Here is a 16,676-nt window from a genome sequence, read left to right on the forward strand (position 1 = left end):
ATTTAAAATAGGTAAACACGAGCCTCAAATGGGGCAAGGTCGAGTTTCTGTGTGTTATCTTCAGGTGCGCTGCTGTTGGCTAGAATGAGGTCGTTTTTGTGTAAAATGTGTTCACTTTCAAACGTTGCATCCTCTGCGGTAAGGTTCGTAATAATGAGTGCGGTTTGCCCTTCATACGAGCGTGTATAGGCATAGACTTGCGTATCCTCAGGCATAAGCAATTCGTATGGTCCATATGTGAAAATCTCATAGTTCTTTTTCAATCTGATTAACTGCTTATAGAAGGACAGGATGGAGTCGTCTTCTTTAAGCTGACGAGCGACGTTAATTTCTTTATAATTCGAATTTACTTTCAGCCACGGTTGCCCTGTTGTAAATCCTGCTTGAGGTTGATCGCTCCACTGCATAGGGGTCCGGCTGTTGTCTCGAGAAGTGCTCCCCAGCACGTTCATAATCTCGTTATGTGACCAGCCGTCCGCTTTTTTGACCTTATAAAAGTTTTTAGCTTGAACGTCATCGTAATCTTCTATGGAAGAAAAACCGATATTCGTCATGCCGATTTCCTGCCCTTGATAAATAAAGGGGGTTCCTTGCATTAAAAAGTACATGGCAGCCATAGCTGTTGCACTTTCATACCAATATTTCGTGTCATTTCCCCAAGTAGAAACGATACGTGCTTTATCATGGTTTTCAAGAAACAGAGCGTTCCAACCGTCTCCTTCAAGGGCCTTTTGCCAACGCGTCAACGTATACTTTAAAGCGGGGACGTCTAACGGCTGGTCTGCATCTTGATCCCATAAATCTAAATGTTCAAATTGGAAAATCATATCCATTTTTCCGTTTTTACCAACCCACCGGTCAGCTTCTTCTGCACTGACTCCATTCGCTTCACCAACTGACAGGGCATCATATTTACCGTACGTTTCATCTTTAAATTCCTGCAAAAAATCATGAATGCCTTCCTGGTTCATATGCATTTCAAATGAAGAAACATAAGCTTTTCCTTCAGGGTTAGGCAGATCGGGAAGATTTTCTCGTTTTTTAATGTGGCTGATAGCATCGATACGAAAGCCGTCAATACCTTTATTAAGCCACCATTTCACTGTATCGTATAAAGCATCTCGAACCTCTTTGTTTTCCCAGTTTAAGTCAGGCTGTTTCTTAGAGAAAATGTGAAGGTAATACTGTTCAGTTTTCTCATCGTACTCCCAGGCTGAGCCTTCAAAAATACTTTCCCAGTTATTTGGTTCCCGACCATTTTTGCCATCACGCCAAATGTACCAATCCCGTTTTGGATTGTTCTTAGAGGAGCGTGATTCAATAAACCACGGGTGTTCATCACTCGTATGATTAAGCACCAGGTCAATGATCAGCTTCATGCCGCGTTTATGCACTTCTTTAAGAAGCTGGTCAAAATCCTCGATCGTACCGAATTCTTCTAAAATATCCTGGTAATCTGAAATATCGTAGCCATTATCATCTTTTGGAGATTTATACATGGGACAGATCCATATAAAATCAATGCCGAGATCTTTTAAGTAGTCCAGACGTTCAATCATTCCTTGAATATCCCCAATTCCATCTCCGTTTGAATCCTGGAAACTTTGCGGGTACACTTGATAGCCAACGGCTTCTTTCCACCAAACTTTTTCCACAAGTAAAACCTCACTTTTATCCTTTAATTTCGATCATATTCGATCTCTAATCCATAATGGTCAGAAATGACAGGCCCATTCTTTCCATCGAATACTACAGATGATTGATAAACGTTTACCTTTTCATTTGTAAAAATATGATCGATTTTTAAATCTGCTAGATTGTCATCCCATCCAGCAATTTTACCTTTAATTGTACTCTTCCCATTTTGTCTGCCAGCTTCTTGATGCGTATCGATAAATCCTTTTTGAAGGATATAATCATAACCTTCACCTTCTACATTGTCAGCTGCATTAAAATCTCCTAATAGAAAGCAGGGATGGGCGATTTGTTTGGTTAAGCGATCGACTTGGTTGCCGTAAGGTTCGTCCGCATCTCCCCACCAGCCTAAATGGCAGGAGTAGAGAGTGTGAGGAGTCCCGGTTATAAGAAGTGTTGCACCGACAATTTTTCTCGATTTCCAAAAAGCGATCGATTCCGATGAAGTAATGTAAAACTGTTCTGTTTCTTTAACGGGATGACGTGTTAATAATGCAATACCCTCTTCATACACATCATAACCAAAATGAGATACGTCCCAATGAAGCTCGTAATCTGTACTACCGAGGTTTTCTAAGTGTTGAAGCAGAAGTAACCCATAATTATCTTCTCGAATCGTACCGTAAGCAAGAGGAGAGTCCATATGCTGACTCACCTCTTGAAGAGCAACGGCATCGTAACGTTTTTTATGGATGGCTTCGGCGAGCTGGCTGATTTTTTTTAGTTGATTCTCTTCCTGCCAGGCGTGAACGTTAAGCGTTAACAGCTTCATAACTTACGCTCCTAACTTCGTTTGTATATCAGATTTTAACACGTCGGCTTTTGGACCGTAGATCGCTTGAACACCGCGGTCTTTCACGACAAGTCCCATGGCTCCGTCACGTTTCCATTCCGCTTCATCAGCTACAAGCTCCAAATTGTTAACCGTAACACGCAGCCGCGTCATGCATGCATCTACTTCTTCAATATTATCACTTCCGCCAAGCATAGCAATGACTTTATTCGCTTGAGAGTTCTCATCTTCATTTTCATTCCCGGCAGCTGTATTGCCTTCTGGAGGGACAGCATCTTCGATATAGTTGCCTTTTCGACCTGGTGTAGGCAGTTTCAACTTTCGAATCATTAAATGAGCCATTCCGAAGTTTAAACCAAAGAAGACAAGACATGTGATCACAAAGTTTATTAAGTCGCGGCCAATACCGGCATTGATCATTAAAGGCGTCCTCGTAAGAAGTTCAATAATGCCAAAAGCGTGAACACGGAGGTCAATTAAATCAACCATTGCAAAAGCTAATCCGGTCGTAATGGCATAAGCTACGTAAAGCAGGGGAGCAGCGAACATGAACATGAATTCTATCGGCTCCGTAACTCCTGTTAAAAATACTGCTAAACCAGCTGAAAGGAAAATAGACTTATATTTGTGTTTCTTATCTTTATCTACATTTAAATACATGGCAAGCGCAATTCCGATTAAAGAAGCAGTAGAAATAATAACCTGTCCTGCTTTAAAACGAGCAGGAGTTACGTCTTCTTCAAGTTCCTGATAACCTCCCATATCGCCTTGAGCCATCAGGTTATAAAGGTCAGTAGCCCAGGCAAGCCAAAGAGGATCCTGACCAGCAACCGCTTCTCCTGCATTCTGGCCGGTTTGCATAATGTATGTTCCGCCAAGCTCTGTATAATTAATAGGTACCGTCAGCATATGGTGTAAGCCAAACGGAAGCATTAATCGTTCCACAGCTCCGAAAATGAAGGGAGCAATAACAGGTGCGGTGTTTCTTGAAGTAGCAATCCATTCTCCGAAGTTGTTAAGGCCAGTTTGAATCGGCGGCCAAATGAAAGCGAGCAGTAAAGAAACAATTACTGACCCTGCCATCACGGCAAATGGTACAAAGCGTTTTCCATTAAAGAAACCTAAAGCTTCTGGAAGCTTATTAAATGCATAATATTTATTAAATAAGCTGGCTCCGAGGAAACCGGATATAATACCGACGAATACCCCCATATTGAGAGCAGGGGCCCCAAGGACGTTAATGAAATAATCACCAACGACCATTTCATTTCCAACAAGAGACTGGACCGTCGGACTCTCTTCAGCTAACTTATCTGAGCTGACCCCAAAAATTGCCCCGGTTATCCGGTTAATGAAAATAAAAGCAAGAAGGGCAGCGAATGCTCCGCCTGCTCGTTCTTTAGCCCATGAACCGCCAATAGCAACAGCGAACAAGATATGTAAATTATTTATAATCGCCCAGCCAATACCCTCCATAATTCGTGCAATCGCTTGCATAAATGACAGATCTGTAACAACCATATCCAAAGCCTTCCCTAATGAAATCATAATACCTGCTGCAGGCATTACAGCAACAACGACCATTAAGGCTTTTCCGAACTTTTGCCAGAAATCAAACGAAAAAATCGGTAACTGCTTTAACTTTGACATGTGATTTACTCTCCTTTTTAGTATATAGATTGGAATCGTTCTCATAAAAGTTATAAATAAATACGTTTTAATTTATGCAAACGTTTTCGCTGATTTACATATTAAACGATTTCATAAAGGTTGGCAATAAATTTACTGAAGATTTTTTGAAGAAGGGAGTTCAGCGGTGAATTGTACGCTTCTCATTCAGTAAAGATATAAGTCCCCTTTTGAGCAATGGATAAAATCGCCACTGTTCAAAAGGAAATCAACTGGTTATAATAAGAACAAACGTTCGTAATTTGGAGTGGTAGAAATGGATTATTCAAGTTATCCTCGGCATGACGTCCTGTGTATTGATATGCGTTCTTTTTATGCAAGTGTGGAATGCACGAGGCGCGGCCTTGATCCGAGAACAGCTCTTTTAGCTGTCGTGGGAGATCCGAGTCGAAGCGGAAGCATCGTATTAGCCGCATCGCCGGCTTTGAAGAAAAAGCATGGCATCAGCAATGTCAGTCGTTTTTTTGAATTGCCTGATGACCCTCATCTTGTCATTGCACAGGCTCATATGGGAGATTACCTGGAAGTATCGGTGGAAATCACAAAAATGATTATGAATTATGTGCCTCCGGAAGCCGTACATGTGTATTCCGTAGATGAGTTATGGGTGACGATTGATGGGTTAGAAAAGCTTTACGGTTCTCCTTATGACATCGCCCGTATGATTCAGGACAACATCCGCGATCAGTTCGGCATCGAGTGTGTAATCGGAATTGGGGATAATAAATTTTTAGCTAAAGTCGTTATGGATATTCATTCCAAAAAAGCAGAGGACGGAGTCGCAGAGTGCAGGTATGAAGATGTCGAACGGTTGCTGTGGCCTGTGCCGATTGAAGATATTTGGGGAATCGGCAAGCGGATGATGCGCAATTTAAACCGCATGGGGATTGTAACGCTTGGACAGCTGGCAAAACACCCGGTTAAATATTTGAAAAAACATTACGGCATTATGGGGGAACAGCTGCATTGGCACGCCTGGGGCGTTGATTTAAGCCCGGTGATCGGTGATTTTACAAAAACGGCACAAAAAGGTTACGGGCACGGCGTAACATTATTGCGTGATTATAGCGGGGAGGAGCTGCCGACTGTCATCCTCGATTTGTGCGAGGAAGCGTGCCGGCGTGCGCGCAGAGATAAGCAGGCAGGACGAACGGTTCATCTGTCGGTCTCATATTCGAGTGAAACAGGAGGCGGCTTCAGCCGGTCCATGTCAATGGATCTGCCGACGAACATTACGATGGATATGTTTCATTTATGTATGCGTCTGTTCCGTACATTTTACGATGGAGAAAGTAAGATTCGCCGAACGAGCGTGACGTTGACGAATCTCGATGATGACATAGCTACGCAGCTTACACTATTTGACGACCGACCGAAGAAAAAAGATGTCGGCATTGTTATGGATGAAATTAGAGATAAATATGGGTCCACGGCAATATTACGAGCAAGCAGCTTTACGAAAGCCGGGATTACGCCGGAGCGCAGCAAAAAAATCGGCGGCCATTTTGCTTAACCGTGGTTTAGAAAGGATTATGATTCTCCAATCATAATCCTTTCTCTCTTAATAAGGAAGGCTGCTTTTGGGAGTTTGCTTTTTTCGTGAAATAGCTGTGCAGCAGCATGCCTACAATAATAATCAACAGGCCGAGAGCAGCTATCCCGCTTGGAAGCGGAGAAGAAAGCAGAAGAACTTCTCCAAGCATAACAAAAAGAACCTGAGTAGACTGGGTGGCTTCAACAGCAGCCAATCTTCCTTGATGTGTTCGCACGCGGTCGGTTGCGATAAAAAATAATGTGGTAGCTATAACCCCGGAACAGACGCCGACGATAAATGTCTGCAGGAGCTGTTCAGAAGAAGGAGGCCCTACAGTAACCAATCCATAAACACTGAGCAAGATCCATAAGGGCAGACTTGCGACCGTCATCCCAAGCACCCGCTGGAAAGTATCCAAACGGCCTCCGCAAAGCTCCATCATTTTGCGGTTTCCTAACGGATAGGCGAAGGCGGCAATGACCACCGGGAGCACGCCTGCTGCAATCTGAGCTGCATTCAATTGACCAGCCTGTGGCAGTTGAATGAGCATCACACCGAGAAGAATAAACATGGAGATGGATAGAGCCCTGATCTCAATTTTATTTCTTACATGGATTGGACCATGATTCGTCGGCTTCGTTACAAAAAACAAAGGAGCGAGCAAAGTACCTGCCACAATCGTCATTTGCCATGTTCCCGCTACCAGCCATCCCGGGCCGTAGGAAGCAGCATATGTAAGTGGAGCGTAAAACAGACCGAAGCCAATGGTGCTCCAAATCAACCACGGCATAGGACGGCTGAGCATTTCATGAATAACTTGTTTTCCGCTTCCTCTTATATACACAATGAGGATGAGAAAAGGGAGCATGAAAAAGAAGCGCAGCGATGAGCTCCACAGCCAGCTGCCGCCGTCCAGCTCCATTGAACGGTTTAGAATAAACGTAACGGCAAAAAACATGGAAGCCGTAATTCCTAAAATAATTTCCCTCATATCTATGACCTCCCCATTTTATTGTATAGTATAGTATATTTAAAAATGAAAAGATAAGGAGAATGTTTACTGTGAAAGAAGAGCGGATAGACTCCCGCGAAGAGAGCTACACGTCTAAAGAGATGAGTGAACATATTAAAGTGGCACGTGTTCAATTCGGGAGAAATGTGCAAATTATACGTAATAAGAAGAACCTCAGCCTTGAGCAATTAGGGGAAAAAACTGGGCTTGGTCAAGAAACATTAGAGAAGATAGAGAAAGGCGATCTAGAACCAGAGTTATCCTTTGATGATCTCATTGATCTCTCGATAGGACTGAACGTCCATTTGATGGAACTTTATGAGGGAATGTAGTAGTGAGGATTAAGCGAGGATAAATAAATCTTATCCTTCAATGAGCTAAACTGAGCTGTCGTGACTGATGGAAAACAAATGGATTGCGATATTATCGAATTTCCATTATATTAATAGTAATACAACAAAATAATAAGTCCTTCGGGGTCGGGTGAAAATCCCAGCCGGCGGTAATGAACGTAATGAATCATACGTTCCGAGCCCGCGACGGGGAAGCAGCAGCTATGCGTTTCCCCCTGATTTGGTGCATAATCCAAAGCCGACAGTGAGAGTCTGGATGGGAGAAGGAATGAAGAACGCCATAGGTACAGTTGAAATTCTGCAATTGTATCCTTTATTAGGCGCAGCTTTGTGCATTTTAAAAAATGTAGAAACTAAACCCTGGGGAAGTATGTCTTCTTCAGGGTTTTTTGTATGAACTGGGGTGAGCAGATGGATCGTGATCAACACTATATGAAAATGGCCGTTGAAATGGCGAAAGGGACCGTGGGTCAGACCACTCCCAATCCCTCCGTTGCCGCCATTGTCGTCAAGGATAACCAGGTGGCAGGTCTCGGCGTGCATGTGAAAGCAGGAGAACCTCATGCGGAAGTTCATGCTCTTAAAATGGCTGGAGAAAAGGCGCATGGAGCTGATATTTATGTAACGCTTGAGCCGTGCAGCCACTTTGGACAGACACCTCCATGTGCTCAAGCCGTTATAGAGGCAGGGATTAAACGAGCGATCATTGCTTCTCATGATCCGAATCCTAAGGTAAGCGGAAGAGGCATCCAAATGATGGAAGCTGCAGGTATAGAAGTGAAAACGGCGGTTTTACGAGAGGAAGCTGATCAGCTTAACCGGGCTTTCTTTCATTTTATTCAAACGAAGCTCCCTTACGTACGCTTGAAATCAGCTATTAGTATGGATGGCAAAATTGCTACTTCTACAGGAGAGAGTCAGTGGATCACTGGAAAAGAAGCGAGGGCCGATGGACATCGTTACCGGCATCAGTCAGCAGCGATTTTAGTTGGGATCAACACAGTGATGATGGATAATCCGAAGCTGACCACTCGCATTGAAGGTGGAGGCAGACACCCGGTGCGAATTGTGCTCGATACTCATCTTCGCATGCCGCAATCTGCTCAGCTTGTTCAAGACCCGACAGCACCAACGTGGATTTTTACAGGTATTAAGGCAGACACAGCTCAGAGAACAGCGTTAGAAAGTTACGCTCACGTGCAAGTTATTCCATTAGATACACGAGAAGTAGAGGTAGAAGCTGTTTTACAATATCTCGGCGAGAAAAAAATAACTTCGTTACTTATAGAAGGCGGAGCAACCGTGGCCGACGCATTCGTACGTGCGGGACACGTAAATGAAGTCATTACCTATATGGCCCCGAAACTGATAGGTGGTAAAGAAGCGCTGACTTCGGTTGCTGGAAAAGGCATCAGCCAGTTGAAAAATGTGGATCAGTTTGAGTTTGTTTCAAGTGAACGAGTCGGTGAAGACTTGAAAATCATCTCTGTGAAGAAGGAGGGGTAAACCATGTTTACAGGTATTGTAGAAGAGATTGGTTCCATTAAAGGAATTAAAACAAAAACGGAAGCTATGGAAATAAGTATTAAAGCGAAAGATATATTAAATGATGTCAATTTAGGTGACAGCATTTCAATTAATGGTGTGTGCTTAACGGTTACAAGCTACACTGAGCAAAGCGTTGAATTTGATGTCATGCCTGAAACATTCCGTGCAACGAACCTGCATGAACTGCAGCAAGGGAGTCCAGTAAATTTGGAGCGTGCAATGGCTGCAGGCGGACGATTTGGCGGGCACCTCGTCTCAGGTCATATTGATGGGACAGGGCAAATTGTCAGCAAATCACCGGAGTCAAATGCCGTCTATTATGAAATTGAATTACCAGAAGAACTTGTTAAATATTTCGTATATAAAGGATCGATTGCCGTGGACGGTACGAGCTTGACCGTGTTTGGTGTGAAGGAAAACCGAGTCACCATTTCGCTCATCCCTCACACGATGGAGCATACGGTGCTGGGAAATAAAGGGCCGGGAGACCGCGTCAATATCGAGTGCGATATGATTGGGAAATATGTCGCTCACTTCTTAGGAAAAGATGAACCGAGTGAAAAGTCGCAGATGACAAAAGAATTTTTAAATGAGAATGGATTTGCTTAATGGAAGGGGCAAAAGCATGTTTGATTCAATTGAAAAAGCGATAGAGCATTTGAAACAAGGTAAAATGGTAATTGTTTGTGATGATGAAGATCGTGAAAATGAAGGCGACTTAATAGGACTTGCTGAGTACGCGACCCCTGAAATGATAAACTTTATGATTACCCGCGCGCGTGGTCTCGTCTGCACACCTATTACAGGGGAATTAGCGGAACATCTTGAACTGCTCCCAATGGTAGGAACGAATACGGATCCGAATCAAACGGCTTTTACGGTAAGCATCGATCATAAACAAACAACGACGGGCATTTCAGCAGATGAACGTGCGTTAACAATTCGTGAACTGTTAAACCCGGATGTGGCGGCAGGAGATTTTCAAAAGCCAGGTCACATTTTCCCATTAATTGCGAAAGAGGGAGGCGTGCTGCGTCGTGCAGGTCATACTGAGGCTGCAGTTGATTTAGCTGTCCTGGCAGGAGCTAAACCAGCAGGTGTTATTTGTGAAATTATTAAAGATGACGGCACAATGGCACGTGTGCCTGATTTACGGGAAATGGCGGATGAATTTGATATCCCTATGATTACAATCGCGGATTTAATTCAATATCGTCACCGCCATGAAGACCATGTAAAGAGAGAAGTTGAAATTCAACTTCCTACAGAGTACGGTGATTTCCGGGCAGTTGCTTATACGAACGATATTGATCATAAGGATCATATTGCTTTAATAAAGGGCGATATCAAACCGGGTGAGCCTACGCTTGTAAGGGTGCATTCGGAATGTTTAACAGGCGACGTATTTGGGTCTTACCGATGTGACTGCGGCCCCCAATTGCATAATGCGCTGCGACAGATCGCAGAAAACGGAAGCGGCGTGCTGTTATACATGCGTCAGGAAGGGCGAGGCATCGGCCTGCTTAATAAAATGTTTGCTTACAAGCTTCAAGAGGAAGGATTAGATACTGTAGAGGCAAACGAAAAATTAGGGTTTGGTCCGGATTTGCGTGATTACGGGGTAGGCGCTCAAATTCTAAGAGAATTAGGTATTTCAGAGATTAAACTGCTTACAAACAATCCGAAGAAAATCTCAGGGTTGAGCGGCTATGGACTCGAAGTCGTCGAACGGGTAGCGATTCAAATGCCATCCAGAAAAGAAAACGAACTTTACCTGAAAACAAAACAATCCAAGATGGGGCATTTATTTCACTATTAGCAGGAAACTTCGGCGGGTTTGGAAGATGTCCGACTGTCGAGCAGAAGATTAGTTCAATAAAAGGGAGCGATTAGATTGGTTAACGTATTAGAAGGCAATTTAGTAGGAAGCGGATTAAAAGTAGGAATCGTTGTGGGACGCTTTAATGATTTTATTACAGGAAGACTTTACGAAGGTGCCGTAGATGCGTTAAAACGTCATGGTGTAGATTTAGATGACGTAGAAGCAGCTTACGTCCCGGGTGCTTACGAGATTCCAATGGTTGCGAACAAAATGGCCGGTTCTGGAAAATATGATGCTGTGATTACGCTTGGTGCGGTAATCCGCGGTTCAACACCCCACTTTGATTACGTATGTGGAGAAGCAGCGAAAGGCGTTTCACAAGCATCCATGCAAAGCGGGATACCAGTTATTTTCGGTGTCATCACAACTGATACGATTGAACAAGCTATTGAACGTGCAGGAACAAAAGCTGGAAACAAAGGCTGGGAAGCGGCAACAGCTGCGATTGAAATGGCTAACTTAAACAGACAGTTCGAAGTATAATTCATTAGGAGCATCGAGTTCTCTTCATATAGAGAGCTCGATGTTTTTATCATCCTCTTTTACGATTATTCTTCTACATATACGGGTACTATGGACAACAGGGTCATCGTGGAAGCGAGGGATACAGGATGGGAACAAAAGTTGTATGGTTTAGGAGAGACTTAAGGCTGAATGATCAGACGGCTCTCTCCCAGGCAGTGCAGGATACAGGTGAAAACGATCAATTATTATTCATTTTTCATATACATCCAAAATTAATAGAAGAGTTTACCGTTAGGCATGATTACTTTTTCCAAACGGTACATTCCTTAGACGAAGCTTCCAGCCAATTAGGTGCCCCGCTTCATTTTTTATATGGAGAAGTGGACACAGCTTTTAAGCAGCTGTTCAACCAGATGGACGATATCGATTCTATCTATTTCAACTATGATGAGGCAGGATTTGGTAAAGAACGAGACGATTATATGATCAATTGGTTTAAAGAGCAAGATACCAGGGTGTACTCGGCCATTGATCATCACATCCATTCAGCAAAAGATGTCTACAAACCGGATGGCAGTTACTATAAAGTGTATTCTCCCTATTATAAAAAATGGCAGCAGCTGGACAAGCCAGATGTAAGAACCGTCGATTATAAGAAAATAAAGCATCACGGTGTGGACGTTCGAGATCGATTTAAGAAAGGTCAGAATAAATGGTCATTAATTAAGGAACAATTTGAATATGGCGGAAATGACATAGGCGAACAAGCTGCTCTTCAACGATTAGACTGGTTTTTAGATGAAGCCATTTACGACTATCATAAAGAGCGGGATTTTCCCGCGGTTGATGGAACGAGCCTCATGTCTCGTTTCTTGAAAACAGGGGCGGTATCACCGCGCACCATTTATTATAAAGTGGAGAATGAGACGGATGGCCGAAAAGGTCAGCAAGGCATTGATACTTACATTCAAGAAATCGCATGGCGAGATTTTTATAACATGATCTATCATTTCTATCCGAATGCGCACGATAAAGAAATGGTAGAAAAATACCGAGGTATTGGTTGGAATAAAGATGATGAAGCCCTGGAGCGTTGGAAGCAGGGGGAGACAGGTTTTCCACTAATCGACGCAGCCATGAGACAGCTGAATGAAACGGGGTGGATGCACAACCGTCTGCGGATGGCTGTAGCCTCTTTTTTAACAAAAGATCTGCTTCTTGATTGGCGGCTTGGTGAACGTTATTTTAAAGAAAGACTCATCGACTACGATCCAGCTTCAAATATTGGAGGCTGGCAATGGGCTGCTTCTACAGGGACAGATCCTGTTCCTTATTTTCGAGTATTCAATCCTACACGGCAGTCCGAACGCTTTGATCCTCACGGCCGCTTTATTAAACAGTGGCTGCCAGAGCTTGAGAATGTCGAGAAAAAATACATCCATGAGCCAGGTAAAATGTCAGCAAATCAACAGGAGCAGTCAAACTGCATCATCGGTGAGGACTACCCGGAGCCCATCGTTGATCATAAAACCATGCGTAACCAAGCTATCGACCGTTTTAAAAATGTAAAAGACTGATATGGAGGGATTAAGATGACAACACATCAAAATCGTTTAGAAAAATACGCAGAACTCGCATTAAATAAAGGTGTAAACCTTCAGGCAGACCAGGGGCTGCTTATTAATGCCCCCATTGAAGCAGCTGATCTTGTTCGGATTATTACAGCGAAAGCTTATGGAAGAGGCGCTAAAAACGTCCACGTCGAGTGGAGCGATGAGATTTTAAGCTATATGAAAATGAAAAATGCGCCGCTGAGTGTGTTAGAGAATTTTCCGAAATGGAAAGTTGAGGCCCTTGAAGGAATGGTGAAGGAAGGATACTCCCTTCTTACTGTATATGGTCCTAATCCAGACTTGCTGAAAGGCGTCGATTCTGACCGTATTGCAAAAGCCAATAAAGCAAGCGGAGAAGCATTAACGAATTACCGCGAGTATATTATGAATGATAAAGTTACCTGGTCGATTGTAGCTTATCCTCAAGCTTCATGGGCAGAGAAGGTTTTCCCGGAGGATACTACTGCAAATGCCCAAAAGAAATTGTGGGAACAAATCTTCCACATTACCCGAATCGATCAACGTGACCCGATTAAAGCATGGGACGAGCACAATGAAAAACTGCGTCAGGCTAGAGAATACTTAAATGCCAAGCAGTATAAGAAGCTGCATTATAAAGCACCGGGAACGGATTTATCCATTGATCTTGTAAAAGATCATATCTGGCATGGCGGCTCTACAACATCCGAGCAGGGCGTAGAGTTCAATCCGAATATGCCTACAGAAGAAGTGTTTACGATGCCGCATAAATATGGCGTGCAAGGTACAGTGAGCAGCACGAAGCCGCTCAGCTATGGCGGAAATCTAATTGAAAACTTCACATTAACTTTTGAAAATGGAAAAGTCGTGGAATATACGGCAGAATCAGGAAAAGAAACGTTGAAGCACTTGTTAGAGTCAGATGACGGAGCGAAACGTCTCGGTGAAGTAGCGATTGTACCAAACGAGTCACCGATCTCTCAATCGGGTCATATTTTCTTCAACACGCTGTATGATGAAAATGCTTCTTGTCATTTAGCTTTAGGAAAAGCTTATCCGACCAACGTAAAAGGCGGATCTACGATGACGAAGCAGCAAATGGATCAGCAAGGAGTGAACGATAGTTTAGTTCATGAGGACTTTATGATGGGGTCTGCTGAGCTGGACATTGACGGTGAAACACATGATGGCACGTTTGAACCCATTTTCCGAAATGGAAGCTGGGCCATTGAGTTTGAATAAGAAGTACTTCTATACTCGTGCATTAGGGAAACAGCTGAGGACACTGAAAAACTAAAGGTTGATGAAAGATAGAATTAAAAAAGCGTCCTGTATGGAATTTAATTTCCACACAGGACGCTTTTCTTCTAACTATTAAGAGATTTGAGCCTTCTATTCTTTCATAAGTTTAACGATTCGTTACACATTAGCTGTGATTTAGACAGACAACGTATAGATGGGTTTTAGAAGTAGATATTTGAACATACGAATGGGTTTTAGATGGATCATTGTTGGTGTCACGATGAGCTTTAGGGTGTTCGCCTGGTCGATTAAAACCGGCCACGTCCTGTGGCCTACATCGACACTAGCACGTCCGGTGCGTCGCGGGAACAGCGCGAGCCGAAGATCCACTTGGTCAAGTGATCTTCTTGACCAAGTTAGCTGAAGGCGTGCCCGCGGCAAGCATCCACCGAAAAGCGATTCGTGAGGCTCTTTAAGATTAGACAGGACTTTTTCAGTGGCCTCAACAGCACCCTTTCCGTGGGCGAATGGTGTGCTTCCTTGGGGTTTTTAGCCATCCGGGGACCCACCATATTCATCTCTCTCCCACAGGAGGCTCGCCGTTTCACCAACCCTTCTCAATAAAAGAACATATGGATAGGCTTTACCTAGTTTTTTCAGCCGCTAAACGAGCCCTAACAGGCTCGTTTTTTTGTATGTAGCGGGACAGCGTTACGGTTTAATACCAAAATTGTTACCCCCGTGACATATTCATTACATTTTCGTTAAACCATTGTGATAAATTGGTCATTCCGACGTCAAATATGTTAAAAACGTATAGGACAGGTTTTAAAAACTAAAAAAGAGTGTAAGTATGAAGTATAGAAAATTAGAGGGTGAAAAGACATGAAACGGGATGCGATTTTTGATAATGCGAAATTGATACTGATCTTTCTCGTTGTGTTTGGTCATTTAGTTCAGCCAACGACAGATGGATCACGCGAAATGTATACAATATATACGTGGATTTACACGTTCCACATGCCGGCGTTTATATTTTTAGCCGGATTCTTTGCTAAGGGGTCTGGAAATAAAGATTATATAGTTAATTTAGCTAAAAAGCTGATTTTGCCGTACCTTATTTTTCAGTTTGTGTTTACAGCGTACTTTCTCTTTATCGGTAAAGATGGGTGGTTAAACGCTCCGTTTTATCCGCACTGGTCTCTATGGTTCTTGTTTAGTTTGTTCTGCTGGCACATCCTTCTGATCTGGTTTAGTAAGGTTTCACCGTGGATTGGAATAACTGCCGCTGTTGCCATTGGAGTGCTCGTCGGATATGCAGATAGTATTGATCAAACATTTAGTTTATCAAGAACATTTGTGTTCTTTCCGTTTTTCTTAGCGGGATATTGGTTAACGAAGGATACCGTGAAGAAATGGAGAGGATTTGGTACAAGAGCAGCGAGTCTTGCATTTATGGTGACACTTGCTGTCATTATCGCTTTTGCTCCAGAATTTAACTCGGACTGGCTTCTAGGTTCTAAATCGTATGCCACGATGGGAGAACCTGAATTAGGCGGGTTGCTTCGCCTCGGAGTATATGTCATTGGAGCTTTGATGACAGCGAGCGTGATGGCTTGGATCCCAAATAAACACTATAGCTTCACTCCATTAGGAGGACAAACGTTGTATGTTTATTTACTGCATGGATTCATCGTTCAGCTGTTCAGACAGCAAGGCTGGGTACAAATCAATAATGTTCTCGATTTCACCCTATACTTTGTAATGTCAGGGTTTATCGTTTACTTGTTATCTACAAGTACTATCCGAGCACTCACTCAGCCTCTTATTGAATGCCGCGCTGCTTTATTAAGAAAGCAGCTGTCAGAAATCAATAATCACGATCGATATCGAACAAATTAATAAAGAAGTACCTCCCGGCGTTTGAAAAAGCTATTCTTGTGAGAGAATAAGCAGAAATGAAGGGAGGTATTTTTTTATGAAAAAAATACTAATGGTAGCGACGAATGTAGATAAAATCGGTGATCAGCAGACGGGTTTATGGCTCTCGGAGTTTGTGGAGCCGGCAACGGAGTGGACGCATGCAGGATTTGAAGTAACAGGGGCAAGTGTAAAAGGTGGGAAAATTCCAATTGACCCAAACAGTTACAGCAATGAACTTCCAAGAGTGTGGGATGGCGTTATGGAACCAATTCATGACACGGCAAAATTAACAGATATCAATCCAGATGATTTCGATGCCATTTTCTTTTGCGGAGGGCACGGAGCGATGCTTGATTTTCCCAATAATAACGAGATCTCCGCACTGGTTGATCATTTTAAACAAAATGAAAAACTTATTGGTGCGATCTGCCACGGGCCAGCCGCTTTTGTTGGAAATAAAGATGTAAACGACTCTTCTATTGTAAAAGGCATAAAAATAACCGGTTATTCCAATGAAGAAGAGCAAGGCACAGGATTGGCAGACGTTGTTCCCTTTTTGCTGGAGGATGAATTAAATGAAGCAGGCGCAAGCTATGAATCAGGAGGTCCTGAGGCAGAGCATGTTGTTGTTGATCATAATTTCATCACAGGACAAAATCCTCAATCGACCCGTCGGATTGCAGAGGTTTTTAAAGAGCATTTATCCTAAAAAACAACCGTTTCTATTTAGAGAGTTGTTAGCTTTTAGAGAAACACATCTTGAAAGTGAATTCCTTGCGTTACGAAGAGGAAAGGGTTACTAAGAACAAGTACAAGTGAAGTCGCGGCTTTTCTTCTAACTTTAAGAGATTTGCGCCTTCTATTCCTGCATAAGTTTAACGATTCGTTTCACATTAGCTGTGAAAATAGCCATCGCACCTCATATCCGTGTCTATGCTTCAGTTCACT

14 protein-coding genes and 1 riboswitch are annotated in these 16,676 nt (G+C 43.1%); of the genes, 10 read left to right on the forward strand and 4 right to left on the reverse strand.

The genetic code is table 11. The features are described 5' to 3' along the window. Positions 1-2: 2 nt before the first annotated feature. Genes ACGTNH_RS02780 through ACGTNH_RS02790 form a run of 3 tightly spaced genes read right to left on the reverse strand, consistent with a single transcriptional unit; the run spans position 3 to position 4,138 of the window. Positions 3-1,655 carry a glycoside hydrolase family 13 protein gene (locus tag ACGTNH_RS02780; protein ID WP_394584851.1) on the reverse strand — a complete coding sequence of 551 codons (1,653 nt, stop codon included), beginning with the start codon at positions 1,653-1,655 and terminating at the stop codon, positions 3-5. A 23-nt stretch (positions 1,656-1,678) separates the two neighbouring features. Further along, positions 1,679-2,467, reverse strand: coding sequence for an endonuclease/exonuclease/phosphatase family protein (locus tag ACGTNH_RS02785; RefSeq protein WP_394584852.1), 789 nt, complete (start codon positions 2,465-2,467; stop codon positions 1,679-1,681). 3 nt (positions 2,468-2,470) lie between these two features. Beyond that, positions 2,471-4,138, reverse strand: coding sequence for a PTS transporter subunit IIBC (locus ACGTNH_RS02790; RefSeq protein ID WP_394584853.1), 1,668 nt, complete (start codon positions 4,136-4,138; stop codon positions 2,471-2,473). Between the two features lie 295 nt (positions 4,139-4,433). Between ACGTNH_RS02790 and ACGTNH_RS02795 the strand changes: the two genes are divergently transcribed. Then, positions 4,434-5,690, forward strand: coding sequence for a DNA polymerase IV (locus ACGTNH_RS02795; protein ID WP_394584854.1), 1,257 nt, complete (start codon positions 4,434-4,436; stop codon positions 5,688-5,690). Between the two features lie 31 nt (positions 5,691-5,721). On the opposite strand, the gene ACGTNH_RS02800 is transcribed toward ACGTNH_RS02795, so the two are convergent. Beyond that, a complete protein-coding gene (locus ACGTNH_RS02800) occupies positions 5,722-6,702 on the reverse strand; it encodes a DMT family transporter (protein ID WP_394584856.1) in 981 nt (326 codons plus the stop codon). A 71-nt stretch (positions 6,703-6,773) separates the two neighbouring features. Here ACGTNH_RS02800 and ACGTNH_RS02805 point away from each other — a divergent pair, with 71 nt between their 5' ends. The 9 genes from ACGTNH_RS02805 to ACGTNH_RS02845 all read left to right on the forward strand — a co-directional run bounded on the left by ACGTNH_RS02805 (position 6,774) and on the right by ACGTNH_RS02845 (position 16,437). Then, the gene (locus ACGTNH_RS02805) at positions 6,774-7,055 is read left to right on the forward strand and encodes a helix-turn-helix domain-containing protein (RefSeq protein ID WP_394584858.1); all 282 of its coding nucleotides are present in this window, start codon (positions 6,774-6,776) and stop codon (positions 7,053-7,055) included. A gap of 133 nt (positions 7,056-7,188) precedes the next feature. Continuing rightward, positions 7,189-7,348, forward strand: a riboswitch (FMN riboswitch). 139 nt (positions 7,349-7,487) lie between these two features. Continuing rightward, the gene (gene ribD, locus ACGTNH_RS02810) at positions 7,488-8,582 is read left to right on the forward strand and encodes a bifunctional diaminohydroxyphosphoribosylaminopyrimidine deaminase/5-amino-6-(5-phosphoribosylamino)uracil reductase RibD (protein WP_394586117.1); all 1,095 of its coding nucleotides are present in this window, start codon (positions 7,488-7,490) and stop codon (positions 8,580-8,582) included. A 3-nt stretch (positions 8,583-8,585) separates the two neighbouring features. Beyond that, entirely contained in the window at positions 8,586-9,233 is a 648-nt protein-coding gene (gene ribE / locus ACGTNH_RS02815; RefSeq protein ID WP_394584860.1) for a riboflavin synthase, read from the forward strand. Positions 9,234-9,249: 16 nt separating this feature from the next. Beyond that, entirely contained in the window at positions 9,250-10,443 is a 1,194-nt protein-coding gene (locus tag ACGTNH_RS02820) for a bifunctional 3,4-dihydroxy-2-butanone-4-phosphate synthase/GTP cyclohydrolase II (RefSeq protein WP_394584862.1), read from the forward strand. A gap of 75 nt (positions 10,444-10,518) precedes the next feature. Further along, positions 10,519-10,989 (forward strand): 6,7-dimethyl-8-ribityllumazine synthase, encoded by a 471-nt coding sequence (gene ribH, locus ACGTNH_RS02825; protein WP_394584864.1) that lies wholly within the window; start codon positions 10,519-10,521, stop codon positions 10,987-10,989. A gap of 128 nt (positions 10,990-11,117) precedes the next feature. Then, on the forward strand, positions 11,118-12,548 hold the full coding sequence (locus ACGTNH_RS02830) for a cryptochrome/photolyase family protein (protein WP_394584865.1): 1,431 nt from the start codon (positions 11,118-11,120) through the stop codon (positions 12,546-12,548). A 15-nt stretch (positions 12,549-12,563) separates the two neighbouring features. Further along, on the forward strand, positions 12,564-13,805 hold the full coding sequence (locus ACGTNH_RS02835) for an aminopeptidase (protein WP_394584867.1): 1,242 nt from the start codon (positions 12,564-12,566) through the stop codon (positions 13,803-13,805). Between the two features lie 885 nt (positions 13,806-14,690). Then, complete coding sequence (locus ACGTNH_RS02840; RefSeq protein ID WP_394584868.1) at positions 14,691-15,707, forward strand: acyltransferase family protein; 1,017 nt, start codon at positions 14,691-14,693, stop codon at positions 15,705-15,707. Between the two features lie 76 nt (positions 15,708-15,783). Further along, positions 15,784-16,437: a type 1 glutamine amidotransferase domain-containing protein gene (locus ACGTNH_RS02845; RefSeq protein WP_394584870.1), complete on the forward strand. Its 654-nt coding sequence runs from the start codon at positions 15,784-15,786 to the stop codon at positions 16,435-16,437. The last annotated feature ends 239 nt before the right edge of the window (positions 16,438-16,676 follow it).

It is taken from the genome of Halobacillus sp. B23F22_1, from assembly GCF_043497005.1.
Taxonomy (GTDB): domain Bacteria; phylum Bacillota; class Bacilli; order Bacillales; family Halobacillaceae; genus Halobacillus_A.